The sequence below is a fragment of the Allobosea sp. P2_B12 genome, from assembly GCF_056404835.1.
The window spans coordinates 68264-93112 of sequence record NZ_JBFUDG010000007.1; the positions used below are offsets into that span (position 1 = coordinate 68264).

Sequence of the window (24849 nt, forward strand, 5' to 3'; positions counted from 1 at the left end):
GGATGACGGGGAGGTTCTCGAGGGTCGCGTAAAAGCGTCACCCCAGCGCGCCGCCCTTGCGCGCGAAATCGACATAGATTTCGCGCAGGCGCAGCGCCGCCGGCCCTGGCGCGCCATTGTGGATGGTGTGGCTGTCGATCGTGGTCACCGGCATCACCAGGCTGGTGGCCGATGTGATGAACGCTTCTTCGGCCTCCAGCGCCTCGTCGAGCGTGAAGGCGCGTTCTTCCAATGTGAAGCCGGATTCATCGAGGAAGGCGAGCACGGCCTTGCGGGTGATGCCGGGCAGCACCTTGTTGGACAAAGGCCGCGTGATCAGGGTCTTGCCCTTGACGATCCAGGCGGTCGAGGAGGCACCCTCGGTCACGACGCCGTCCTCGGTCAGCCAGGTCTCTTGCGCGCCGTTCTCGGCTGCGAACTGCTTGGCGAGCACCGGGGCGAGCAGATTGACGCTCTTGATGTCGCGGCGTGCCCAGCGCAGATCCGGCATCGACACGACCTTGATGCCGGTCTTGACGGTCGGGGCATTCACGAAGTTGCGGGCCTGGGTGAACATCACCAGCGTCGGCGTCACGTCCTTGGGGAAGGCGAATTCGCGGTCCGAGGCGCCGCGCGAGACCTGCAGATAGATGCCGCCCTCGTCGAGGCTGTTGCGCCTGATGAGTTCCTCATGGATGGCGACCAGTTCGGCCTTCGACCAGGGCAGGGCAAGCCTGATCTCGCCGCAGGAGCGCTCCAGCCGGGCCAGGTGCGCCTCGCAATCGACGAGCTTGCCACCGATCACCGCCGAAACCTCGTAGATGCCGTCGCCGAAGATGAAGCCGCGGTCGAAGATCGAGATGGTGGCGTCTTCTTCCGGCAGGTAGCTGCCATTGACATAGACGGTGCGGCTCATCGGTCTGGTCTCGTCGCTTCAGGGAGATGGATTGATGTAGCCGAGCGTTCTGCGTGAGGCGAGCGCCAAAGCAGGCTTGCGGGGCGGCGTCGCGCGCAACTCACGGCCGCAGCGCGGCCGCCAGCAGCCGTTGCGTATAGTCGTGATGCGGCGCCGCGAAGATCGCCTCCGTCGGCCCGCTTTCGACGACGCGCCCGTCCTTCATCACCATGGTCTCATCAGCCATCGCCCTGACTACGGCGAGGTCATGGCTGATGAAGAGGTAGGACAGGCCGTGCCGGGTCTGCAGGTTCTTGAGCAGCGCAATGATGCTCGCCTGCACGGTGCGGTCCAGCGCCGACGTCGGCTCGTCGAGCACGACCAGCGCCGGATGCAGGATCATCGCGCGCGCGATCGCGATGCGCTGGCGCTGGCCGCCGGAAAATTCGTGCGGGTAGCGGTTGCGCAAGGCTGCGTCGAGCCGGACCTCCTCCAGTGCCTGCGCCACGCGGGCCTCGCGCTGCGCCCGCGTCAGGCCGGGCGCATGGACGAGCAGCCCCTCGCCGACGATCTCCCCCACCGTCAGCCGGGGCGAGAGCGAGCCATACGGGTCCTGGAACACCGCCTGAAGGCTTTTGCGCAGCGGACGCATCGCGGCCCGGTCGAGCGGCTGCAGGGCGCGGTCCTCGAAGCGGATCGTGCCGGCGCAGGGCAGGAGCTTCAGCACCGCCTTGCCCAGCGTCGACTTGCCGGAGCCGGATTCGCCGACGATGCCGATGGTCTGGCCGCGCCGGAGCGTCAGGTCGATGCCGTCGAGCGCATGCAGCACCAGCCTGTCCCGCCCCAGGAACCCGCGCGACAGCGTGTAGCTGACGCGCAGGTCGCGGGCCTCCAGCAGCACGGGCGCATCGGCCGGCGGCGGCGCCTTCATGCCATGCGGTTCGGCTGCGAGCAGCATCTGTGTGTAGGCATGCGAAGGCTGAGCGAAGAGCTTGTCCGTCGGCCCGCTTTCGACGATCCGGCCGGCCTGCATCACATGGATGCGGTCGGCATGATGGCGCACCAGTCCGAGATCATGCGTGATCAGCAGCACCGCCATGCCGAGCCGCTGGCGCATCTCGGCGATCAATTCGAGGATCTCGGCCTGGATGGTGACGTCGAGCGCCGTCGTCGGCTCGTCGGCGATCAGCAGGTCCGGGTCGTTGGCGAGCGCCATCGCGATCATCACGCGCTGGCGCTGGCCGCCGGAGAGCTCGTGCGGATAGGCATCGATCCGCGCGTTGGGGCGGTCGATCCTGACCAGCCCGAGCAGTTCGAGCGCGCGGGCCCGCGCGGCTTTGCGGGACAGGCCTTGATGCCGGCGTAAGGGCGCCGCGATCTGGTGCCCGACCCGGGACAGCGGATCGAGCGAGGTCATCGGCTCCTGGAAGATCATCGCAAGCCGGCTGCCGCGATAGCGGTTGAGCTGCGCCGGCGGCAGGTTCAGCAGCTCGGTGCTGCGATAGCGCACCGAACCGCTGGCCTCGCCATTGCTCGCGAGCAGGCCCATCGCCGCCATCGCGCTCTGGCTCTTGCCGGAGCCGGATTCGCCGACGATGGCGGCGAATTCGCCCGGTGCGACATCGAGGTCGATGCCGCGCACAGCCTCGACCATGCCGTCACGCGTGCGGAAGCGCACCTTGAGATCGCGGACCGAGAGCAGGGGAGCGCCGGTGTCCATCTCAATGCTCGGTCGGATCGAGCGCGTCGCGCAGGCCGTCGCCGAGGAAGTTGAGCGCAAACAGCGTCGTCACCAGGAAGCCGGCGGGTACAGTGAGCAGCCAGGGCGCGGCCTCGATGGCGCGTGCCCCGTCCGAGATCAGCGCGCCCCAGCTCGTCATCGGCTCCTGCACGCCGAGCCCGAGAAAGGAGAGGAAGCTTTCCAGCAGGATCACCTTCGGCACCAGCAGCGTGACCTGCACGATCACTGGCCCCAGCGTGTTGGGGATGATGTGGCGGGTCAGGATGCCGCGCGTCGGCACGCCCAGCGCCTCGGCCGCCAGCACATAGTCGCGCCGCTTGATCGAGAGCGTCTGGCCCCGGACGATGCGGGCCATGTCGAGCCATTCGACCGCCCCGACTGCGAGGAAGACCAGCACGACATTCCGGCCGAGGAAGACCACGAGCAGGATGGCGATGAAGATGAAGGGCAGCGCATAGAGCACATCGACGGCGCGCATCATCACCATGTCGATGCGCCCGCCGAGATAGCCGGCCGTGGCGCCGTAGGCGACGCCGATGACGAGCGCCACGGTCGTCGCCAGCAGGCCGATGGAGAGCGACATCCGGCCGGCCATCAGCGTACGGGTCAGCAGGTCGCGGCCGTTGCCATCGGTGCCGAACAGGAAGCGCATGGGTTTGAGCGGCGCCTCAACCACGAGCCTGCGGCCGTCATCGCCGCTCTCGACGATGCGGGCGACGCCGAACTGGTCCGAGCGCTCGAAATAGACGAGCAGCCGCGGGTCGATCGGGCGCGGCGCGGTCAGGGTCGCGCGCGCCACACCGTTCTCGATGATGACATCGCCGGCCGTGGCGCGGATGCGCGCCGCGATGCGCGCGACGGCCGCCGGCACGGCCTCCGCCCGCGGGTGGCTGGCGATGCCGGCCGGCAGGCGCACATAATCCGGATAGACCTTGTCGTAGGGGTGCCCGGTCAAGAGCGGCCCGATCAGGCAGGCCAGCGCGATCAGCGCCAGCACGACCAGGCTCACCACGGCGGCGCGGTTGCGCACGAGCCTGCTGCGCGCGTCCTGCCAGAGCGAGCGGCCGGGTGCGGGCGGGGGGAGCAGGGCGGCGTCGCTCATCGCCTCAGCCCAGCCGGATGCGCGGGTCGAGCAGCGCATGCAGTAGATCGACCGCGAGGTTGAAGACCAGCACGAAAAGGGCGACGACGACCACCGTGCCCATCACCAGCGTGTAGTCCCGGTTGAGCGCGCCATCGACGAAATAGCGGCCGATCCCGGGAATGCCGAAGATCGTCTCGACCACGACGGAGCCGGTCAGCAGCGCCGCCGCCGTCGGTCCGAGATGCGAGACGATGGGGAGCGCCGCCGCACGAAGCGCATGCAGCGCAACGGTTGCCCCTGACAACCCTTGAGCGTGCAGGGTGCGGATATGGTCGGCGCGCAGCGTCTCGATCATCGCCGCGCGCGTCATCCGCGCGATCACGGCAAGCTGCGGCAGGGCCAGCGTCACGATCGGCAGGATGGTGTTGCGTGTGGCGCCGCCATTCCAGCCGCCGACTGGCAGCCAGGCCAGCATCAGCCCGAAGACGATCTGCAGTACCGGCGCCACGACGAAGCCGGGGATGGTGATGCCCGCCGTCGCCAGCCCCATCACGGCGTGGTCGGCGGCGCTGTTGCGGCGCAGCGCGGCCAGCACGCCGAGCGGCGCCCCGATTGCGAGTGCTACCACCAGCGCGCTGGCCCCCAGCCGCATCGAGACCGGCAGGCCCTGTTTGAACAGCTCCGCGATCGTGAAATCGCGGAAGAAGTAGGAGGGTCCGAAATCGCCCCGCAGCAGCGCGGCGAGATAGGTCAGGTATTGCTCGTGAAGCGGCCGGTCGAGCTGGTAGATACGGCGCAGATTGGCCATCACGGCGGCATCCAGCGGCCGCTCCAGATCGAACGGACCGCCCGGAGCCAGCCGCATCAGTAGGAAGGACAGCGTCACGACCGCAAACAGCGTCGGGATCGCGCTTAGGAAGCGGCGCAGGATGAAGGGGAGCAAAGGCTCAGCGCCCTACGTCATCGCGAGCGCGGCGCTCAAGGCTTGAGGCTCAGGAACCGCGTCGGGATCGCCCCGCGCAGGTTCTGCTCGAACCCGGTGAGCTTTGGCGAGACCAAGTTCTTGGTCGAGTAGTACATCACCGGAATCCAGGGCTGCTCGCGGGCGATGATGCTGTCGGCCTCGCGCAGGATGGCGGCGCGCTTGGCGAGATCGGTCTCGTCGGCGGCGAGCTTCATCAGCGCGTCGAATTGCGGGTTGTTGTACTTGCCCGAATTGAAGCCGGTATTGTCGCTCTGGAACAGGAACAGGAAGTTCTGCGGATCGGAATAGTCGCCGATCCAGCCATAGCGGGCCACGTCGAAATCGCCGCCGTCGCGCAGATGGGCGAAATGGGTCTTGCCATCCGTGCTGATGAAGCTGGTCTCGACGCCGATGGCCTTCCACTGCTCGGCCAGTGCGATGGCCGTATGGCGGTTGTTGTCGGTGGTGTTGTAGCGATATTCCAGGCGCAGCGGCATGCCCGGCCCGAAACCGGCCGAAGCCAACAGCCGCTTGGCCTCGTCCTCTCGGTCGAGCGGCGAGGCCAGCTTGAAGTCGAGTTCGGCGCGCTCGCCGTAATTGCCGATATGGGGCGGGATCACGCCATAGGCCGGCAGCATCGTGCCGCCCCAGATCTCCTCGGCGATGAACTCGCGGTCGATCGCAAGCGAGAGTGCCCGGCGCACACGCTCATCGTCGAAGGGTTTCTTGGCCGTGTTGAGGATTAGGAAATAGGTGCCGAGATAGGGCGCGACCCGGACCTGGTTGCCGAGCTTCTCGCGCAATGACTTGATCTGGTCGGCCGGGACGTCGGTGGTGAGGTGCAATTCGCCCGCCTGGAAACGTCGTGCCGCCGCCGCGAGATCGGATGTCGGATAGTAGATCACCGTGTCGATCTTGACGTTGGCGGCGTCGTGGAAGGCCGAATTCCGGTCGAGCCGGATATGCGAGTTCGGCACGAACTCCTTCAGCACATAGGCGCCGTTCGAGACCCAGTTCTCCGGCTTGACGAAATCGCGGCCGAATTTCTCGACCGAGGCACGATGGACCGGGAGCCCAGTCTGGTGCGTCAGCAACTCAAGGAAGTAGGGCGTCGAGCGCTCCAGCGAGATTTCCAGCGTGCGCGGGTCGATCACCCCGACGCCGAGATCCTCGATCTTCGTGCCGTCCGTGCCCTTGTTGATCTTCTCGGCGTTCAGGATCGGGTAGAGGATGTTGGCGTATTTCGCTCCGGTCTGCGGATCGAGCATCCGCCGCAGCGAGAACACGAAATCGGCGGCCGTGACCGGATCGCCATTCGACCAGCGCGCATTGCCGCGCAGGACGAAGCGCCAGGTCCTGCCGTCCTCGCTCGTCGTCCAGCTCTCGGCGACGCCGGGGATGACCTCGCCCTTCATGCTGTGGATGACGAGCCCTTCCGACAGGTCCCGCAGGAGGTGCGCCTCGCCGACCGTCGAGGTCTTGTGGGCGTCGAGCGTTTCGGGGTCGCCGTCATTGCCGCGATGGAAGACACCTTGGGCAAGGGCCGTCGCGGCGCCGGAGAAAAGCAGCATCGCGGCCAGCACGAGAGGCGCCGCGCGGCGCGTGACGTCGATCATGAAAACCTCCCCTTGGCGACGGTCCGCGCTGCGATGCAAGGAACCCTCAAGGCGAAGTAGAACCCGGCTGCCAGGGCATGCCAAGCTGGAAAAATGGACTGACCTGCGCTGATTTTACAGGCCAGTGGTTGGTGGCCGGCGCTGCAATGGCCGATCGCGTCGTCAGCCTTGCGCCGCCGCCCGCTCCTGCGCTTCGACGACCGCGACCGCCGTCATGTTGACGACGCCGCGCGCCGTGACGTTGCCGGTGAGGATATGCACCGGCTTGGCCGCGCCGATCAGGATCGGGCCGACGGGCAGGGCGTCCGCCAGCACCTTGGCAAACTGATAGGCGATGTTGGCGGCGTCGAGATTCGGGAAGATCAGCACGTTCGCCACCCCCTTCAGCGTCGAGGAGGGCAGGACGCGCTCGCGGATCATGGCGACGAGCGCCGTGTCGGCCTCCATCTCGCCGTCGCATTCGAGTGCCGGCGCGCGCTCGCGGATGAGTGCCAGCGCCTTGCGCATCTTGAGGGCAGACGGCGTATCGGCCGCACCGAAATCCGAATGCGAGAGCAGCGCGATCTTGGGCTCGATGCCGAAGCGCGCGACATGGCTTGCCGCCAGCACCGTCATATCGGCGATCTCCTCGGCGGTCGGGTCGTTCTTGACATGGGTGTCGGCCAGGAAGAACGCGCCCTTGTTGGTGATGATCAGCGTCATCGCTGAGATGTCGCAGACGCCCGGCGCCAAGCCGATGATGTCCTTGATGTGCCGCAGCCGCGACATGAAGCGGCCTTCGAGGCCGGTGATCATCGCGTCCGCCTCGCCGCGCGCCACCGCGAGCGCGGCGATCACGGTGTTGTTGGTGCGCACCAGCGAGCGCGCCGCCTCGGGCGTGACGCCGCGGCGCCCTGCGATGTCGAGATAGGTCTGGACGTAGTCGCGATAGCGCGGGTCGTCCTCGGGGTTGATCACCTCGAAATCGATGCCCGGCCGCAGCGACAGGCCGAAGCGCTGCACACGGCTCTCGATCACGCTCGGGCGGCCGATCAGGATCGGGATCGCCAGCCCTTCCTCCAGCGCGACCTGGGCCGCGCGCAGCACGCGCTCATCCTCGCCCTCGGCGTAGATCACGCGCTTGGGGTCGGCCTTCGCCTGGGCGAAGAGCGGCTTCATGATGAAGCCGGAGCGGAAGACGAAGCGCGACAATTCCTCGCGATAGGCCTCGATGTCGGCGAGCGGCTTGCGCGCGACGCCGGTTGCCATCGCGGCTTCCGCCACGGCCGATGCGATGCGGATGATCAGGCGCGGATCGAACGGGTTGGGGATCAGCGAGTTCGCCCCGAAGGTCGAGGACTCGCCGCCATAAGCGCGCGCCGCGATGTCCGAGGTTGCCTCGCGGGCGAGGGCTGCGATGGCGCGCACGGCGGCGAGTTTCATCGCCTCATTGATCGTCGTCGCCTGCACGTCGAGCGCGCCGCGGAAGATGTAAGGGAAGCACAGGACGTTGTTGACCTGGTTCGGATAATCCGAGCGCCCGGTGCAGATCATCGCATCGGGGCGCACCGCCAGCGCATCCTCGGGCGTGATCTCGGGATTGGGGTTGGCGAGCGCCAGGATCAGCGGCTTCGGCCCCATGGCCTTCGCCATCTCGGGCTTGAGCACGCCGGCGGCCGAGAGGCCGAGAAAGACATCGGCGCCGGGGATCACATCGGCCAGCGTGCGGGCACCGGTCTCCTGAGCATAGACCTCCTTCCAGCGGTCCATCAGGGTGTTGCGGCCCTTGTGGACGACGCCCTCGAGGTCGGTGACCCAGATGTTCTTGCGTTGCGCACCGAGCTCGACCAGCAGGTTGAGGCAGGCGAGCGCTGCCGCACCCGCGCCCGAGACCACGATCTTGACGTCGGCGATCTTCTTCTCAGCCAGGTCGAGCCCGTTCAGGATCGCCGCCGAGACGATGATCGCGGTGCCGTGCTGGTCGTCATGGAAGACCGGGATCTGCATCCGGGCCTTGAGCTGCTCCTCGATCTCGAAGCATTCCGGACCCTTGATGTCCTCGAGATTGATGCCGCCGAAGGTCGGCTCCAGCGCCGCCACCACCTCGACGAATTTCTCGATGTTCTTCTGCTCGACCTCGATGTCGAAGCAGTCGATCCCGGCGAATTTCTTGAACAGGACCGCCTTGCCCTCCATCACCGGCTTGGACGCCAGCGGCCCGATGTCGCCCAGGCCCAGCACGGCGGTGCCGTTGGTGATCACCGCGACGAGATTCTGGCGCGAGGTCAGTTCGGCCGCCTGGCTCGGGTCGTCGACGATCGCCTCGCAGGCGGCTGCCACGCCGGGCGAATAGGCGAGCGCGAGGTCGCGCTGGTTGCCGAGCGGCTTGGTCGCCTGGATCTCGATCTTACCGGGGCGGGGCAGGCGGTGATAGACGAGCGCGCCCGAGCGGAGATCGGGGGACAGGTTGCTCTTCATCGCGGTGGCTCCAGCGGCGTCGGCTCAATGTCAGGAGCAGTCGAGGTCGCGCGAATGAGGGCACGTCGTCAAGCGCGCAGCGTGGATTAATCGCAGCTATAGTCTGCCCCGGCGTCGATGGCAGGCTGGAGGGACTGCTGCAGCGTCGTTGAATCAGTCTGTGAAGGAGCTGAAGCAACCTCTCAGCGGACGCCAGCAAGTGACTCCGGCGATTCGCAAATCGCCTGCCGCGGTATCCGGCCAGCGGCTCAGCCCGTGAGGCTTCCGCTCAAAACGCCTTGAAGGTGATGATCGTGTGGGTGTCGGCGATCTCGGGGATCGACTGCACCTTCTGGGCGACGAAATGGCCGATATCGACGTCCGCTGCGACATGGAACTTCGCCAGGATGTCGTAGTTGCCCGCAGTCGAATAAATCTCCGAGGCGATCTCGCGGTCGGCGAGCTCGCTGGCGACCTCATAGGTCTTGCCGAGCTTGCATTTGATCTCGACGAAGAAGGTCTGCATCAGGAACTCCGGGACTTTCTGCCGCATCGGCTTTGCCGAAAACCGGGACCACTTTTCGGGCCGATGCTGTCGGCTCTGGATAGAGCCTCCGGCATGGTCAGATCAAGCGCAGTCAAATCAGACGCCTGCGAGTTCGGCGATCCGGCGGGTCATGGCGTTCTCCGGGTCGGGGAGGCCGGCGAGCACTGTGAAATGGTTCGCCTGCGCAATCTCCTCATAGCGCGTGCGCACGCCCGACAGCCCCCAGACATCGACGATGCGCCGGCTCTGCTTGAAATACTCTTCGCTCTCCGCGCCGCCGACAACGGCGTCCATGACGAGCCCGGAGGGGGCAGGCCAGAACAGCGGGCTCTCCCGTTCGGCCGCCTCGAAGCTCAGGCCCAGCGCCGTGTTGATGCTGGTCTCGGTCAGAGGCTTCAGGTTGTAGAGGCCGGAAATGCCATAGGCCGCCGGCACGAGCTGTTCCGGCAGATCGGGGTCGACATTGGCCCAGTTCGTCGCGAGCAGGCAGGCCGCGAGATGGCCGCCGGCCGAGTGCCCCGTCGCCACCACCGGCAACGAGAAGCGTCGCCACAGCGCGGCTGCCGCCTGCTGCAGTTCCCAGACGATGTGGCCAAGCTCGACCTGCGGGCAGAGATCATAGCCCACCACCGCGACCGGCACGCCAAGCCGGTTCAGCCCCCGCGCCATATGCGAGAAGAAGCTGCGATCGAGCGCCTGCCAATAGCCGCCATGGATGAACATCACGATGGACTGGCTGCGGATCGTCTCCGGCTTGAACAGGTCGTAGCGCTGGCGTTCGCCCTCGCCATAGGCGATGCCGAGTTCGCAGACGGATTCAGTCCGGTAGGCCGCCGCATCGCTGGCCCAGCCGGCGATGATGCCGGGATGCTCGGGCACGCGAGCGCGGTTGTTGTATTGCGTTTCGTAGTCGGGCGACATTCCTGGCTCCGGCTGGCCTCGCGCGCCGACGCAGGCCGTTGCGGGCGGGCATGTGTGAATGGCAGTTGCGCGCAGTCTGCGCCATGGCTTTTGACAGGTCGAGGATGCCTTTTGACAGGTCGAGCACCGGGCGGCACAAGGCTCCGCGTTCCGCGCATGACACATCTGACCCGGAGACGACGATGGACAACCCGATCCTTGCCGAGGTGACGCGCGGAAACGCCGTCGAATCGCGCCATCGCGGCTCAGCGCTGGTGATCGACGCCGACGGCGCCGTGGTGTTCTCGGCCGGCGACGTCGAGCGGCCGGTGTTTCCGCGCTCGGCGGTGAAGGCGCTCCAGGCGCTGCCGCTGTTCGAGAGCGGTGCCGCTGACCGCTACGGACTGACCGAACCGGAGATCGCGCTCGCCGTGTCCTCGCATTCCGGCGAGCCCCTCCATGCGCAGACCTCCCTCGCCATGCTGGCCAAGGCGGGTCGCGATGCAGGTTGCCTGGAATGCGGCGCGCATTGGCCGATGAACGACGCCGCGGCTCGCGCCATCGCCAGGGCCGGCGGCGAGCCGACCCCGCTCAACAACAACTGCTCTGGCAAACATGCCGGCTTCATCTGCCTCGCCTGTGGCCTCGACGAGGATACGACCGGTTATGTCAAGGCCGGCCATCCCGTGCAGCAGGCCGTGCGCGGCGCGCTGGAAGAGGTGACCGGCGCCACGCACTCGGCCGATCTCATGGGCACGGATGGCTGCTCGATCCCGACCTATGCCGTGCCGCTGAAGGCGCTGGCGCTCGGGTTTGCCCGCTTCGGTGCCGGCCATGGCTTCGGCCCGCAGCGAGCAAAGGCGGCCACCCGCATCCGTAAGGCGGCAGCCGCCCATCCCTTCATGGTCGCCGGCACCGGCCGCTTCGACACCCGTGCCATGGAATTGCTGCGCGAGCGCATCTTCATCAAGACCGGCGCCGAGGGCGTCTATTGCGGCGCTCTTCCCGAACTCGGCTATGGCATCGCCCTGAAATGCGACGACGGCGCCGGCCGGGCTGCGGAGGTCGTCATGGCCGATCTGATCGCGCGCTTCCTGCCGATGAGTGAGGCGGAGCAGGCGGGCTTCGCGCCCCTGCGCGAGAGCGTGATGACGAACTGGAACGGTATCGAAGTGGGACGCGTGAGGGCGGCGAGGGTGGCTTAACCGACCGCGTTGTTCTCGACCCTGACGCCTGCCGCTCGTGCGTCGGGGGCCTTCGTCAAATCGCCCGTCACGGGTTTGCCGTATTCCGTGCCGACGACCGCGCCGCGCGTCGCATCAGTGATGACGTTGCTGGCGATCAGGGCGTTGCGCTGCTTGGGGACCAGCGAGACCGAGATGCCGATGCCGGTCCTGCGCACCATGTTGCCGGTCGCGACGAGGTTGCGCATGCCCCAGGACCAGCCCAGCGAGATGCCGATGTCGCTCGCGCCCTCGATGACGTTGCCGGTGACGGCGGCTTCCGCCTCGACATGGACGCCCATGCCGCCGATCGGCTCCTTGACGCCGGGATAGAGGCCCTTGCGGGCATTGCGGATGATGTTGTTGGCGAAGACGCTGAGCCGTCCGCCATGGTCGAGATTGGTCATGCTCGCGCCCAGGGCACAGTCCTCGGCAAGGTTATTGGCGATGATCGCGCCCTCGAAGGCGAATTCGGAGAAGATCCCGCATTCGCCGCAGCGCTTGCCCTGGTTGCCGAGGATCTGCACGCTCGAGCCGGAATTGTTGCGGATGAAGGTGAGGGCGCAATCGCGCAGCGAATTGCCCTCGATGATCACGCCGCCGGCCTTGTAGAGGCTGATGCCGTTGCCGTTGGGGCCGTCGCCGCCGGCATCGGCGCGAATGCGCTCGAGGCGGTTGCCCCTGACGATCGAGCGGTCGTCGCCCGGCTGGCTGCGCCAGAGCTGGATGCCGTTGTTGCCGCAATCCTCGACGCGGTTGCGCTCGATCTGGAGCCCGCGTGAATCCAGCGAGAACAGGGCCGACTCACGCATGGTCTGGAACTGGCTGGCCTCGACGCTGCCGCCGGTCCGGGTGAGCGCGACCCCGACCGAGCCCGCGCTGACGAAGGCGCAGTCGCGGATGCCGAGATCGGCGACGTCGTCGGCATTCAGCAGGCCCTCGCGTGCCGTGACGCGGATATCGAGCCCGTCCAGCGTCATTCCTGACAGCGCCGCGCGCGCCAGCCCGCGAGCCAGCAGCAGCGGGCCGGTCTGCGCCGCGACGAGCCGCGTCGCGCCGGGCACGCCGATCAGCCGCGCGCCATCGGGCAGCACGATGCGCGAGATGCGGTAGCGCCCCGGCGCGATGACCAGCGGCGCATCGCGTTTGGCCGCCTCGATCAGCGCGTTCTGGAGCAGCCGCGACTGATCGTCATCAGAGCCGGCCCGCAGGCCGAACTGTGCCGCATCGAGCCCGAACTGGCCAAGCGGGCCGGAGCCTGTTCGCGCCGGCGTCTGGCCGAACGCTGGTGCGGCCGCGAGCGAGGCTGTGCCGAAAAGGGCCGTCGCGATGAGCGCGCGCCGGGAGAGGGCCGTCGGATCCGTCATCATGGCCGGAACGTTCAAGCTCCGTGCCGCGCCCGTCCGTGCCGTTTCGAGACGGGCTTTAGCGCCCCCGCCGCGCCAGCGCGGCGCCGATCTCGGCAAGGCTGTTGGCCAATGCGGCCGCACCCGGCCGGAAGGACACGACGCGCGATGTCCGATGTTGACCCGCTCCGGGCCGCAGCCAGGGCACATGCACGAACAGCACCGGCGTTCCCGCGGCGCGCGTGTCTGCAAGAGCCGCCGCATAGCAGGCGTCGCAGAGATAGCGTCCGGCCGAGGCCGAGAGATGGCTGCGGATGCCGCGGCGTCTCAGCGTCGCGAGCGCGTCTTGTGCGTTGCCCGTAGTGCGGGCGGGCAGGGTCCTGGAGTGGGCCGCGCCAGCTTTCGGCGTGCCGCCGGTCGCATCGGGATGAAGCGGGCTCGCATGGCCGCGCGCGAACAGCTCGACGCGCACGAAGCGGGCGCGCGCGGCCAGCCCGAGCATCAGCATTGCTCTGGGCTTCGTCGTCGCCAGATGCGCCCGTAGCGCAGGGAGCCCCGCGCCGTAGCTGGTCTCGACGACGAGGGCCTGTGCATCGAGGCCGGAGCGCTTCAGCCGTGCCGCGACGGCCCGCGCCAGCGTGGCGGTCGGATTGACGCGGACGCGCGGAAAGGGGCCGAAGCCCGTGACCAGAATATCCATGGGCCGCACGTCCTTCACATCAAAGCCCCAGCGCCCTGGCGATTTCCTCGGCCGCCAGCGTCGGCGCGAGCGTACCGGCCGCCACGGCCGCCTCCAACGCCGGTGTCCGCACCTTGAGCGCCGGGTCGTGGCGCAGCTTCGCCTGGAGCCGGTCCTCGACCATTGCCCACATCCATTTGACGTCCTGCCGGTGGCGCCGCTCCGTGATCAACCCCTTGGCCTCGTGGCGAGCCCGGTGATCCTCGATCTTGCGCCAGAGCGCATCGAGGCCTTCGCCGGTCAGGCCGGAGATCGTCACGACGGGAGGCGACCATAGCGCCGAGGACGGCGCGAGGATGTGCAGCCCGGCCTGATATTGCGCAGCAGCGGCGCGTGCAGTGGTCGCTCCAGCGCCATCCGCCTTGTTGACGGCGATCATGTCGGCGAGCTCGATGATGCCCTTCTTGATGCCCTGCAGCTCGTCACCCGCATTGGGCAGCATCAGCACCAGGAAGAAATCGGTCAGGTCGGCGACCGCCGTCTCCGATTGGCCGACGCCGACCGTCTCGACGAGGACGACGTCGAAGCCCGCAGCCTCGCAGAGCAGCATGGTCTCGCGCGTCCGCGCCGCGACGCCGCCGAGCGTTCCCGACGAGGGCGAGGGCCGGATATAGGCATTGGGATCGATGGCGAGGCGCGCCATCCGGGTCTTGTCGCCCAGGATCGAGCCGCCGGTTCGGGTCGATGATGGATCGACGGCGAGCACCGCGACCTTGTGGCCCTTCTCCGTCAGGTAGCTGCCGAGCGCGTCGATCGTCGTCGATTTGCCGACACCGGGGACGCCGGTGATGCCGACGCGGATCGCGCCTCCTGTCTTCGGCAGCAGATGCTGGATCAGGGCCCGCGCCTGCTCGCGATGGTCGGCCCGGCGCGATTCCGCCAACGTGATCGCACGCGCCAGCGCGGCCCGCTCGCCGGCGAGAAGGGCTTGGGCAAGCGCAGCGACGGGGGAGGGCAGATCGGCCATGATCTCACCTAGCAAGACCGGGCGGCGCGCGACAAGGTTCGGCCCTGCGGTCGATTGCTTCATGCCTGTGTCATGCAGGCATCTTGATCATGCGCGGGTTCGGTGAGACCAGTTCCACGATGATGATGCGTAGGGTTTTGCGGCTTCGGGTTCTGGCGGTGGCGTTGCTCGTGCCGCTGGCGCTCGCCGCCTGCGGGACGCCGCGCGTGCTGGAACTGAATAAGACCCCCTCGACCGACATTGCCGGCAAGGTCGAGATCTTCGTTGCAACCACGCGCGAGGCGTCTGCCGAGCCGGTCTATTTCAGCGGCGAACGCGGCCCCAGGCTCTCCTTCGCCCGTCTCGACTTCACGGTGCCGCGCAGCCACAAGCCGGGCGAACTGGAATTGCCGGATTCCGGCCCGAGCGATCCGGCCAGGCACTTCACCGTCACGGGCGTGCAGCGGCTCGACCTTGCGCCGATCGTCGCCGATGTCCGCCGCGAGATCATGCGCCGGCCGGCCTCGCAGCGCGACGTGCTGGTGTTCGTGCACGGCTTCAACACCAACTTCGCCGATGCCGCCTTCCGCTTCGCCCAGATCGTCCATGATGCGGGCTTCAAGGGCGTGCCGGTGCTCTTCACCTGGCCGTCGCGCGGGCAGTTGCTCGCCTACCCCTATGATCGCGAGAGCGCGTTCTATTCGCGCGATTTCCTCGAGGCCAATCTGCGAGCGATCGCGCGCGATCTCGGGACCACGCGCATGGACATCCTGGCGCATTCGATGGGTACATTGCTGACACTGGAGGCCGTGCGCCAGGCCGCTATCCGCGGCGATGGCACCTTCGGCGGCAAGCTGCGCGACATCATCCTGGCCGCACCCGATGTCGATCTCGACGTGTTCAAGACGCAGATGCGCGAAATCAGGCGCCCGGTAACCGTCTTCGTCTCGGCAGACGACCGCGCTTTGGACTTTTCGCGGCGTTTTGCCGGCGACAAGACGCGTCTTGGGGCCGTCTCCGCAAAGGACACCGAGATCATCGCCGAACTCGAAAAGCTCGGCGCGCGGATCATCGATCTGTCGGAAGTGGCATCCGGGGACAATTTGAACCACAGCAAGTTCGCCTCCTCGCCGAAGGTCGTGCAGATGATCGGCCAGCGCCTCCAGGCCGACAGGGGCATCGCCACAGCCGGACCCCAGTTCGGCGACAGGCTCGGCGACATCGCGGGCGGCGTGGTCGGCACCGTAGGCTCGACCGTGGGGCTCGTGACGTCACCGATTACGATCATCTCCGGCGCCCGCTGATCCGCGATCTTCGCGCGATCTGTCGTCTCGCCGCATTCTGGCCGCGTTAGCCTGTCGTTAAGACGACGCTGGCCAACTCGGCCCCTCACAAACGCTGGATGACCGACACGATGCCCCTTTCGCGGCACGCCCCTTCCTGCCGTATGGCGGCGCTCGCCGCGCTGCTGTCGCTTGCGCTCTCGGCCTGCGCCCAGACCGAGACCGTCGTCTCACCGTTCTCGGAGCCGACGCGCGCCGACGCCTCGGCGCTCGGCAAGGAGCCGGAACTGCTTGTCGTCACGACGCGCAAGGCGATCGGCCCGCGCCAGCCCTTCTTCGGTTCGGATCGTGGCGCCTTGACCTTCGCGGAGGCGCGACTCGCGCCGCCCGGTGCCGGCATCTCCGGCCGCGTCTCATCTGCCGTGAGCGGCGATTGGGCGGTGCTCGGCATCGATAGCCAGACCTCCGGCGACGCAGGCCGCGCCTTCGCACAGGCGGCGACCGGGCGCGACGTGCTGCTCTATGTGCACGGCTATAACGAGACCTTCGAATCGGCGGCGCGCAGCGCAGGCCAGCTCTCGCATTCGCTCGAATTCCAGGGCCGCACGGCGATCTTCTCCTGGCCCTCGGGTGGCAAGCTCTTCGACTATGCCTATGACCGCGAGAGCGCGCTCTGGTCGCGCGACGGCTTCGTCAAGGCGCTGCAGGCGCTGGTCGCCAACCCTACCGTCGGCCGCATCCATATCGTCGCGCATTCGATGGGCACCTTCCTGACGCTGGAAGGCCTGCGCGAGCTGCGCGAATCGGCCGATGTCTATGCCCGCATCGGCTCGGTCGTGCTGGCCTCGCCCGATGTCGACATCGACGCTTTCGAGCAGACCGTCGGCAAGCTCGGTCCGCTGGCCCGCCGCATGACGCTGATCATCGATCCCGGCGACCGGGCGCTGGCGATCTCCTCTCGGCTGGCCGGTGGCGTCGCCCGCGCCGGTACGGCGGATCGTTCTCGCCTGGAGGCGCTGGGCGTTCGAGTCGCCGACACGCAAGGGCGGGGCTGGAGCATGCTGCGCCACGACCTCTTCCTCTCCGACAGCGAGGTCACGCAGGTGGTGCGCCGGGCGATGGATCGCGCCGGCGCCTGACCCCTTCGGCTCGGATTGAAGCGGACGAGGGTGGCTGCTCGATCCGGACGGCTTGCGGTGCCCCTGCGTCATTCGTAGTGTCGCTGGATGTGGCCCCGCATTATCCTCGCGCTTGGCGTTCTCATCATCGTCCTCACCTTCGCGGCCTGGTACCTCCTGAGCGGCTTCGGGTGTGAGATGAACACCAGCGGGTGCCGCACCGTCAGGCTCGACCTGGGGCGAGATGCGCTTCGGATATTTCTGCCGCCTATCGCGCTCAGCGTTGCCTTGATGGCGATCGGCTTCTGGAAGATGCGTCGCCCCTCTGGAAACGGCTGAACCTCACGTCGTCGAGCGGGTTTGGGGGCTGGTCGGTGTTGCTCACAACCCTCAGATCGGCGGCAGGCCAATGCGCCTCTTGACGGTGGCCAGGGCAAAGTTGGATTCGACCGACTGGATGCATTTCAGCCGCGTCATCTTCTGCTTCAGGAAGCGCTCATAGCCCTCGATGCCATCGGTCAGCACGCGCAGCAGGTAGTCCTGCGAGCCGGTCATCAGGTAGCATTCGGTGACTTCGCTCCAGCCCTCGACGGCCTTCTCGAATTCGGAGATGTGCTCCTGCGTCTGTTGCGACAGCCGCACCGAGACGAAAACGCTGAAGGGCAGGCCATAGGCCTTGGGATCGACGATCGCCGAATAGCCCTGGATGACGCCGGTGTCCTCGAGACGCTTCAGTCGGCGCAGGCAGGGCGTCGGCGAGAGGCCGACCCGCTGCGACAGGTCCTGGTTGGTGATGCGGCCATCCTCCTGAAGGACGGTCAGCATGCGGCGATCGACGCTATCGAGCATGGTCTGCTCCAGTTGGACGGATCATTGGCAGTAAGTTGCTGAAATGACTCCATAGGGAGTTGGTTGCGTCCAAGCAATCGCCGTGCTGCGGGATTATCTTGGATGCCAGAGCGAACCGAGCGCGTTTCCCGCCAGAGTTCAACCAGCGAGGCCACCATGAGCGACGACAGCTATCACAAGGATCGCATCGCCAACCGCAAGCTCCATCCCGAGACCCTGATGATGGGCTTCGGCTATTCGCCGGCGATGTCGGAAGGCTCGCTCAAGCCGCCGATCTTCCTGACCTCGACCTTCGTTTTCGCGAATGCCCAGCAGGGCAAGGACTTCTTCGACTTCACCTCCGGCCGTCGCCAGCCCAAGCCGGGCGAGAAGCCCGGCCTTGTCTATTCGCGCTTCAACCACCCCAATATGGAGATCCTCGAGGATCGGCTCGCGATCTGGGATGAGGCGGAAAAATGCGCCGTCTTCGCCAGCGGCATGGCGGCGATCGCCACGACCTGCTTCGCCTTCCTGCGGCCGGGCGACACCATCATCCATTCGCGCCCGCTCTATGGCGGCACCGAAACCCTGCTGAAGAACCAGATGGGCGCCTTCGGAGTCACGCCCTTCGGCTTCACCGACGGTCTCGACATCGCCCAGATGCGCGAGACCGCGAAGGCGGCTGCCGCCAAGGGCCGCGTCGGCATGATCCTGGTCGAGACGCCGGCGAACCCGACCAACGGGCTGGTCGACCTCGCCGCCTGCGCCCTGATCGCCGACGAACTGGAAAAATCGCAGGGCCATCGCCCGCCGGTCGTGGTCGACAACACCATGCTCGGGCCGAAATACCAGAAGCCGCTGAAGCAGGGCGCCGACCTCTCGCTGCTCTCGCTGACGAAATATGTCGGTGGCCATTCCGATCTCGTCGGCGGCTCAATCAGCGGCTCGAACGAACTGGTCAAGCAGGTCAAGAGCTGGCGCGGTTCGCTGGGGACGCAGCTCGATCCGAATTCGTGCTGGATGCTGATGCGCTCGCTCGAAACCCTCGACATCCGCATGAGCCGCGCCAATGAGAACGCCAAGCTCGTCGCCGAATACCTGTCGAGCCATCCCAAGGTGGCGAAGGTGCATTATCTCGGCGATCTCAGGGATGGCGACCCGCGCAAGGCCGTCTTCGACCGGCAATGCACGGCAGCCGGCTCGACCTTCGCCTTCGACGTCGTCGGTGGCGAGAAGGAGGCCTTCGCCCTGCTCGACAACCTCCAGATCATGAAGCTCGCGGTCTCGCTCGGCGGCACCGAGACGCTGGTCTCGCATCCTGCCGCGATGACGCATTCGGGTGTCGCCAGGGAGCTTCGCGAGGAGATCGGGCTGACCGACGCGCTGATCCGCATCTCGGTGGGCATCGAGAACATCGAGGATCTGATCTCGGATCTGGCGCAGGCGCTGGAGGCGGTGTGAGGCGGGCGGCGCTTTTCGCCGCTCTCACCTGCGCGGCGTCTTTCGCCGCCATGCCGGCCTTTGCATCCGAGTCGCAGGATAGCGTCGCGGAAACGATCTGCCGGCTGATCGAACGGGCGGCCGGCGACCATGACCTGCCGGTCGCCTTCTTCACCCGGCTGATCTGGCGCGAGAGCAGCTTCCGGCCCGACGTCACCAGCCGCGCCGGGGCGCAGGGCGTCGCGCAGTTCATGCCAGGCACGGCGACCGAGCGCGGCCTCGCCGACCCGTTCGATCCGGAAGCCGCGATCCCGGCCTCGGCCGCTTATCTCGCCGCGCTGAAGGCTCAGTTCGGCAATCTCGGCCTTGCCGCCGCCTATAATGCCGGGCCGGCGCGGCTTTCGCGCTGGCTCAACCAGGGCGGTGGCCTGCCGCTGGAGACGCAAGGCTATGTGCGCTTCATCACCGGCCGCAGCGTCGAAGAATGGCGCCCGGCGGCCGGCGAGGCGCCACCCGATGCTACGATCGACAAGACCGACTGCCTGCCGACCGTGGCGTCGATCCGCCGCTCGGCGCCGCCTTCACTGATCGAGGGCGTCTATGCGCCCTTTGGCGTCCAGCTCGCCGGCAATGTCTCGAAGGCCCGTGCGATCCGGTCCTATCAAACGCTCACCCAGCGCTTTTCCTCACTGCTGGCGGACCGGCCGACGCTGATCCTTGGCTCGCGCATTGCCGGGCGTGGCCGCGCGCCGTTCTATCGCGTCCGCCTGCCGATGCAGACCGCGCGCGAGGCGAGCGTATTCTGCGACCGGCTCAGGCGCGTTGGAGGGAACTGCGCTGTGCTACGGAACTAGCGCGACAAGGGCGGGACTGGGGCGGATCGCGTTCAGACGCCGATCCGTCCCCAGCCAGGCAGCTTCAGTGCGGGATGGCGCAGGTCCAGCCCTGCCACCAGCCCGAGCAGGTTGACCTCGACGCCCTCGACCCAGCCGATGGTGATGCCGGCCAGCCCGTAGAGCGAGGCTTGTACGCCGGTGCGGCTGGGAGTCAGTCCGGCGAAGATCCCGTCGTCGCGCCAGTCCTTGCCGATCGCAGTGGGCGGCAGCGCCTGCGCGAGTTCGGGCACCTCGGCCATCACATGCTGGACGAAGCTGTTCGAGTTCGGGCCGGGCCAGGCGCTGTAACTGCCATTGGTGGAATAGGCATAGCCTTTCACGGCCCCGCGAATGCGCGGGATCAGTCGCTGCGCCGCTTCGCCCCGAATCTCGACCACGAGTTCGGGCACATTGCCGTACCAGCGGCCATCCGCCTCGCGATGGTTGACACGCACCGGCGTGCCCCAGCCGACGACGTCGAAGCGGGTATAGGCGCTGGCGCCGGCCTCCTTCACCACCACCCAGGAATGATGCGCGAAGACGCCACGCCACCGCCCAACGCGGGCGGCGAAGACATGCACGGTCGCCTCCGGCTCGATGGAAGCGGCGGGGAGGAGCTTGGCGCTCGACCAGTCGGCCCGCTGCCAGTCATCTGCGTTGGCCTGCATTGACCACCACGCGGCATGGGTGGCCAAAGGCAGGACGAACAGCAGCAGGAAAAGCAGGGGAACAAGCCGGGCGGGGCGCATGGGCCATGATATGTGGCAGCCTTGTTGCATCGCAAGGTCGTTTGCCGGCCGTGCCGGATCACAACGGCTTGAGGCGCGTGGCCAAGCTGCTAGCTTCGGCGCCGTCGCCAAAGGGGGAATCGGACGGATCATGACCGCGAGGAGCTGGCTGAAGGGGATCGTATCGTGTGCGGCGCTGGGGCTTTCGCTTCTGGCTCCAGGCTCGGCCGGCGCGCAGAACAAGGAACTGCGCATCTACAACTGGTCGGATTATGTCGATCCCGACGTGCTGGACGCCTTCAAGAAGGAGACCGGGATCACCGTCGTCTACGACACCTTCGACCAGATGGAGACGGTCGAGACGAAGCTGCTTGCTGGCAAGACCGGCTACGACCTGATCGTCGTCACGGCCTCATTCCTGCCGCGCCATATCCCGTTGGGGCTCTACGCTCCGATCGACGCCGCGAAGGTTCCGAACCTCAAGAACGCCTGGCCCGAGATTCAGGGCCGCCTCGCCAAATATGATCCCGGCAACAAGTTCGCCGTGAACTACATGTGGGGCACGACCGGCATCGGCTACAACGTCGCCAAGATCAGGGAACGGCTCGGGTCAGACGCCGTCATCGATAGCTGGAAGATCCTGTTCGAGCCCGACCAGTTAAAGAAGCTCTCCAATTGCGGCGTGCATGTGCTGGACGCGGTCGAGGAGATGTTCCCGGCCGCCCTGCGCTATCTCGGGCTGAACCCGGATTCCAAGGTCGAGGCCGATCTCAACAAGGCCGGCGACCTGCTGCGCAAGATCAGGCCGCATATCCAGAAATTCCATTCGTCGGAATATATCAACGCACTCGCCAATGGCGATATCTGCCTCGCGGTCGGCTATTCCGGCGACGTGCTGCAAGCCAGGAAGCGGGCCGAGGAGGCGAAGAACAAGGTCGAGATCGCCTATGCAATCCCCAAGGAGGGGGCGCTGATGTGGTTCGATTCCTTCGTCATCCCGAAGGACGCCGGCAACCCGGAAGCGGCGCTGACATTCATCGATTTCGTCAACCGCCCAGCGATGGCGGCGAAGAATTCTGACTTCATCCAGTACGCCAACGGCAATCTCGCCTCGCAGCCGCTGCTTTCGCCTGCGGTGCGCGGCAACCCCGGCATCTACCCGCCCGAGGCCGTGATGGGCCGGCTCTACACGATCACGCCCTACGACCAGAAGTCGCAGCGGCTGGTCAACCGGCTGTGGACGCGGGTGAAGACCGGCAAGTGACCGGAGCAAAACCGACCAGAGCAGGAGAGGGCGCGGCCGCGATGCGCAGATCCTCGCCCGGCAGCCTGCGCCGGGCCTTCCAGCCCTGGAACGACCCGACCGCGAAGCCGCTGGTCGAGTTTCGCGGCGTCACCAAGCGCTTCGGCAGCGTCACGGCGGTGTCCGAGGTGTCGCTGTCGCTTTATCCGCGCGAATTCTTCGCGTTGCTCGGCCCATCCGGCTGCGGCAAGACCACGCTGATGCGCATGCTGGCCGGATTCGAGCAACCCGATGCCGGCGAGATCCTGCTCGATGGCGTCGACATCACGGCCGTGCCGCCGCATCTGCGGCCGGTCAACATGATGTTCCAGTCCTATGCGCTGTTTCCGCATCTCAGCGTGGCCGACAACATCGCCTATGGGCTGAAGCGCGAGGGACTTCCGCGTGCCGAGATCGCGCAGCGTGTCGCGGAGATGCTGGCGCTGGTGAAGCTCGACGGTCTCGGCAGACGCCGGCCAGACCAGCTTTCGGGCGGCCAGCGCCAGCGCGTCGCGCTCGCCCGCGCGCTCGCCAAGCGGCCGAAGCTGCTGCTGCTCGACGAGCCGATGGCAGCGCTCGACCGCAAGCTGCGCGAGGCGACGCAGTTCGAGCTGATGGATCTGCAGAGCGAGCTCGGCACCACCTTCATGGTCGTCACCCATGACCAGGACGAGGCCATGACGATGGCCGACCGCATGGCGGTGATGGACCATGGCCGGCTCGTCCAGATCGGCCCGCCCGATGTGATCTACGAGGCGCCGGTCAACCGCTACGTCGCCGAGTTCGTCGGCGACATCAATGTGCTGAAGGGCAGGGTCGTCGCGGTCGAGGGCGATCTGGTCAGGGTCGAGACCGGGATCGCCGGCACGGTCGAGTTCGACGAGGAAGTACCGGCGCTCTCGATCGGCGCCGCCGTCCTTATTGGCCTCCGGCCGGAGAAGATCGACCTCAGCCATGACGAGCCGGCGCAGTCCTTCAATAAGGTGCCGGGCGAAATCTGGGACATCGGCTATCTCGGCGACGTCACCATGGTCCAGGTCATGGTCGGCGGCGAGGGTGGCCGGCTGATGAAGGTGGCGCTGACCAACCGCACGCGCCGGGCGGCGCGGCCCTTCGCCTGGGAGGACAAGGTTTGGCTCTCCTGGGACGTCGAGGCCGGGCTGGTGCTGCCGCCATGAGCGCGCCAGCTGCCCTTGCGGCGCGGTGGAGCCGCCTCGTCGTGGCGGTGCCCTATCTCTGGCTGCTGCTGTTCTTCCTCGCTCCCTTCGCGATCGTGCTGCGCATGGCGCTGTCGGACGCCGACACCGCGCTACCGCCCTATGCGCCGCATTTTGAGGGTTTCGCGACGCTTCGGGAGTTCATCGGCAAGCTCGATCTCGAGAATTTCCGCCTGCTCGCCGACGATGCGCTCTACCGCGACAGCTATCTCCAGTCCCTGCGCCTGGCGGGGCTGACGACGCTGATCTCGCTCGCGATCGGTTACCCGCTCGCCTATGCGATGGCTGCGGCCCCCCGGCATTGGCGGCCGGTCCTGCTCGTGCTCGTGGTTTTGCCGTTTTGGACCTCGTTCCTGATCAGGGTCTACGCCTGGATCGGCATCCTGCGCCCCGAAGGCCTGCTCGACATGGTGCTCGGCGGGCTCGGCCTCACCAGCGAGCCGCTGCGGCTCCTGAACACCGAAGCCGCCGTGCTGATCGGCATGGTCTATTCCTACCTGCCCTTCATGGTGCTGCCGCTTTACGCGACGCTGGAAAAGCTCGATCGCAGCCTGCTGGAAGCAGCCGCCGATCTCGGCGCGACGCCGGCGACCGCCTTTCTGACCGTGACGCTGCCGCTGTCTCTGCCGGGCATTCTGGCTGGCGCGGCACTCGTCTTCATCCCTTCGGTCGGCGAGTTCGTGATCCCCGATCTGCTGGGCGGTCCAGATACGGTGATGATCGGCAAGGTGCTCTGGAACGAGTTTTTCTCGAACCGCGACTGGCCGCTGGCTTCGACTGTCGCGATCGTGCTGCTGATCGTGCTCGTGCTGCCGCTCGCTTTGCTTCAGCGTGCGAGGCTGGCGCGAGGAGGCGGCCCGTGAAGCGGCTCGGCCCCGGCCTGATCCTCGCCCTCGTCGTCGGGTTTGCCTTCCTCTATCTGCCGATCCTGGCGCTCGTCGCCTATTCCTTCAATGCCTCGCGGCTGGTCACGGTCTGGGGCGGGTTCTCGACGCATTGGTATGGCGCCCTGCTGTCGAACCAGCCCTTGCTCGACGCCGCATGGCTGAGCATCAGGCTGGCCTTCGTCTCCGCGACGCTGGCGACGCTGCTCGGCACGCTGGCGGCGCTGGCGCTGGCGCGGCATGGCCCCTTCCGGGGCCGGGTGATGTTCTCCGGGATGGTGCTGGCGCCGCTGGTCATGCCCGAGGTCATCACCGGCCTGTCGCTGCTGCTGCTCTTCGTGGCTGTTGATGTCGAGCGCGGCTTCTGGACGGTGACGATCGCCCACGCGACCTTCAGCCTGGGCTTCGCCTGCATCGTGGTGCAGGCGCGGCTCGCCGGCTTCGACCGCTCGTTGGAGGAAGCTGCTCGCGATCTCGGTGCGACGCCGCTGGTGACGTTCTGGACCGTGACGCTCCCCCTGATCTGGCCGGCGGTCGCGGCCGCCTGGATGTTGGCCTTCACGCTTTCGCTGGACGATCTCGTCATTGCGAGCTTCACCACCGGGCCGGGCGCGACCACCCTGCCGATGCGGCTCTATTCGGCGATCAGGCTCGGCGTCTCGCCGGAGATCAACGCCGCCTGCACGCTGATGATCGGCGCCGTCGCGCTGGCCGTGATCGCCGCCTCGCTGCTGCTGAAGCGCGGTCAGGCTGTGGGCGGCTAAACGGCGGGTGAACG

The 24849-nt window shown here is 67.0% G+C and carries 22 protein-coding genes; 9 read left to right on the forward strand and 13 right to left on the reverse strand.

The window, feature by feature from the left end:
* Positions 1–37: 37 nt before the first annotated feature.
* From AC1DYU_RS17610 to AC1DYU_RS17645, 8 genes are all read right to left on the reverse strand, one after another.
* The gene (locus AC1DYU_RS17610; RefSeq protein ID WP_476792761.1) at positions 38–895 is read right to left on the reverse strand and encodes a D-amino-acid transaminase; all 858 of its coding nucleotides are present in this window, start codon (positions 893–895) and stop codon (positions 38–40) included.
* Positions 896–995: 100 nt separating this feature from the next.
* Positions 996–2594, reverse strand: a complete 1599-nt coding sequence (locus tag AC1DYU_RS17615) for an ABC transporter ATP-binding protein (protein ID WP_476792762.1) — start codon at positions 2592–2594, stop codon at positions 996–998.
* A 1-nt stretch (position 2595) separates the two neighbouring features.
* Positions 2596–3717: an ABC transporter permease gene (locus AC1DYU_RS17620; RefSeq protein ID WP_476792763.1), complete on the reverse strand. Its 1122-nt coding sequence runs from the start codon at positions 3715–3717 to the stop codon at positions 2596–2598.
* Between the two features lie 4 nt (positions 3718–3721).
* Positions 3722–4642, reverse strand: coding sequence for an ABC transporter permease subunit (locus AC1DYU_RS17625; protein WP_476792764.1), 921 nt, complete (start codon positions 4640–4642; stop codon positions 3722–3724).
* A 35-nt stretch (positions 4643–4677) separates the two neighbouring features.
* On the reverse strand, positions 4678–6279 hold the full coding sequence (locus tag AC1DYU_RS17630; RefSeq protein WP_476792765.1) for a peptide ABC transporter substrate-binding protein: 1602 nt from the start codon (positions 6277–6279) through the stop codon (positions 4678–4680).
* 162 nt (positions 6280–6441) lie between these two features.
* Positions 6442–8736, reverse strand: a complete 2295-nt coding sequence (locus AC1DYU_RS17635; protein WP_476792766.1) for an NADP-dependent malic enzyme — start codon at positions 8734–8736, stop codon at positions 6442–6444.
* 268 nt (positions 8737–9004) lie between these two features.
* On the reverse strand, positions 9005–9241 hold the full coding sequence (locus AC1DYU_RS17640) for an Lrp/AsnC ligand binding domain-containing protein (protein WP_038361355.1): 237 nt from the start codon (positions 9239–9241) through the stop codon (positions 9005–9007).
* 117 nt (positions 9242–9358) lie between these two features.
* Positions 9359–10183 (reverse strand): alpha/beta hydrolase, encoded by an 825-nt coding sequence (locus AC1DYU_RS17645; RefSeq protein WP_476792767.1) that lies wholly within the window; start codon positions 10181–10183, stop codon positions 9359–9361.
* 182 nt (positions 10184–10365) lie between these two features.
* Here AC1DYU_RS17645 and AC1DYU_RS17650 point away from each other — a divergent pair, with 182 nt between their 5' ends.
* A complete protein-coding gene (locus AC1DYU_RS17650; protein ID WP_476792768.1) occupies positions 10366–11367 on the forward strand; it encodes an asparaginase in 1002 nt (333 codons plus the stop codon).
* Here AC1DYU_RS17650 and AC1DYU_RS17655 read toward each other — a convergent pair.
* The 3 genes from AC1DYU_RS17655 to meaB are packed head-to-tail and all read right to left on the reverse strand — an operon-like array spanning position 11364 to position 14437.
* Positions 11364–12755 carry a TIGR03808 family TAT-translocated repetitive protein gene (locus AC1DYU_RS17655; RefSeq protein WP_476792769.1) on the reverse strand — a complete coding sequence of 464 codons (1392 nt, stop codon included), beginning with the start codon at positions 12753–12755 and terminating at the stop codon, positions 11364–11366. The two genes, AC1DYU_RS17650 and AC1DYU_RS17655, sit on opposite strands and share 4 nt — an antisense overlap.
* Before the next feature lie 55 nt (positions 12756–12810).
* Complete coding sequence (locus AC1DYU_RS17660) at positions 12811–13431, reverse strand: pyroglutamyl-peptidase I family protein (protein WP_476792770.1); 621 nt, start codon at positions 13429–13431, stop codon at positions 12811–12813.
* 19 nt (positions 13432–13450) lie between these two features.
* Positions 13451–14437: a methylmalonyl Co-A mutase-associated GTPase MeaB gene (meaB, locus tag AC1DYU_RS17665; protein ID WP_476792906.1), complete on the reverse strand. Its 987-nt coding sequence runs from the start codon at positions 14435–14437 to the stop codon at positions 13451–13453.
* A gap of 89 nt (positions 14438–14526) precedes the next feature.
* Here meaB and AC1DYU_RS17670 point away from each other — a divergent pair, with 89 nt between their 5' ends.
* Positions 14527–15720, forward strand: coding sequence for an alpha/beta hydrolase (locus AC1DYU_RS17670; RefSeq protein ID WP_476792771.1), 1194 nt, complete (start codon positions 14527–14529; stop codon positions 15718–15720).
* A gap of 98 nt (positions 15721–15818) precedes the next feature.
* Positions 15819–16838, forward strand: a complete 1020-nt coding sequence (locus tag AC1DYU_RS17675) for an alpha/beta hydrolase (protein WP_476792772.1) — start codon at positions 15819–15821, stop codon at positions 16836–16838.
* 369 nt (positions 16839–17207) lie between these two features.
* On the opposite strand, the gene AC1DYU_RS17680 is transcribed toward AC1DYU_RS17675, so the two are convergent.
* A complete protein-coding gene (locus AC1DYU_RS17680) occupies positions 17208–17666 on the reverse strand; it encodes an Lrp/AsnC family transcriptional regulator (protein ID WP_476792773.1) in 459 nt (152 codons plus the stop codon).
* A gap of 156 nt (positions 17667–17822) precedes the next feature.
* On the opposite strand from AC1DYU_RS17680, the gene AC1DYU_RS17685 reads away from it, so the two are divergent.
* Both AC1DYU_RS17685 and AC1DYU_RS17690 read left to right on the forward strand, forming a co-directional pair.
* Complete coding sequence (locus AC1DYU_RS17685; protein WP_476792774.1) at positions 17823–19106, forward strand: cystathionine gamma-synthase family protein; 1284 nt, start codon at positions 17823–17825, stop codon at positions 19104–19106.
* Between the two features lie 50 nt (positions 19107–19156).
* Entirely contained in the window at positions 19157–19939 is a 783-nt protein-coding gene (locus tag AC1DYU_RS17690) for a lytic transglycosylase domain-containing protein (protein ID WP_476792775.1), read from the forward strand.
* 32 nt (positions 19940–19971) lie between these two features.
* Here AC1DYU_RS17690 and AC1DYU_RS17695 read toward each other — a convergent pair whose 3' ends face one another.
* On the reverse strand, positions 19972–20739 hold the full coding sequence (locus AC1DYU_RS17695) for a DUF3750 domain-containing protein (RefSeq protein WP_476792776.1): 768 nt from the start codon (positions 20737–20739) through the stop codon (positions 19972–19974).
* Between the two features lie 100 nt (positions 20740–20839).
* On the opposite strand from AC1DYU_RS17695, the gene AC1DYU_RS17700 reads away from it, so the two are divergent.
* The 4 genes from AC1DYU_RS17700 to AC1DYU_RS17715 are packed head-to-tail and all read left to right on the forward strand — an operon-like array spanning position 20840 to position 24835.
* Positions 20840–21952, forward strand: coding sequence for a polyamine ABC transporter substrate-binding protein (locus AC1DYU_RS17700; RefSeq protein ID WP_476792777.1), 1113 nt, complete (start codon positions 20840–20842; stop codon positions 21950–21952).
* Positions 21953–21993: 41 nt separating this feature from the next.
* A complete protein-coding gene (locus AC1DYU_RS17705) occupies positions 21994–23148 on the forward strand; it encodes an ABC transporter ATP-binding protein (protein ID WP_476792778.1) in 1155 nt (384 codons plus the stop codon).
* Positions 23145–24050 carry an ABC transporter permease gene (locus AC1DYU_RS17710; protein ID WP_476792779.1) on the forward strand — a complete coding sequence of 302 codons (906 nt, stop codon included), beginning with the start codon at positions 23145–23147 and terminating at the stop codon, positions 24048–24050. Before AC1DYU_RS17705 ends, AC1DYU_RS17710 begins: the two co-directional genes overlap by 4 nt.
* Positions 24047–24835, forward strand: a complete 789-nt coding sequence (locus AC1DYU_RS17715) for an ABC transporter permease (protein WP_476792780.1) — start codon at positions 24047–24049, stop codon at positions 24833–24835. The genes AC1DYU_RS17710 and AC1DYU_RS17715 overlap by 4 nt, the downstream gene beginning before the upstream one ends.
* Positions 24836–24849 lie beyond the last annotated feature (14 nt).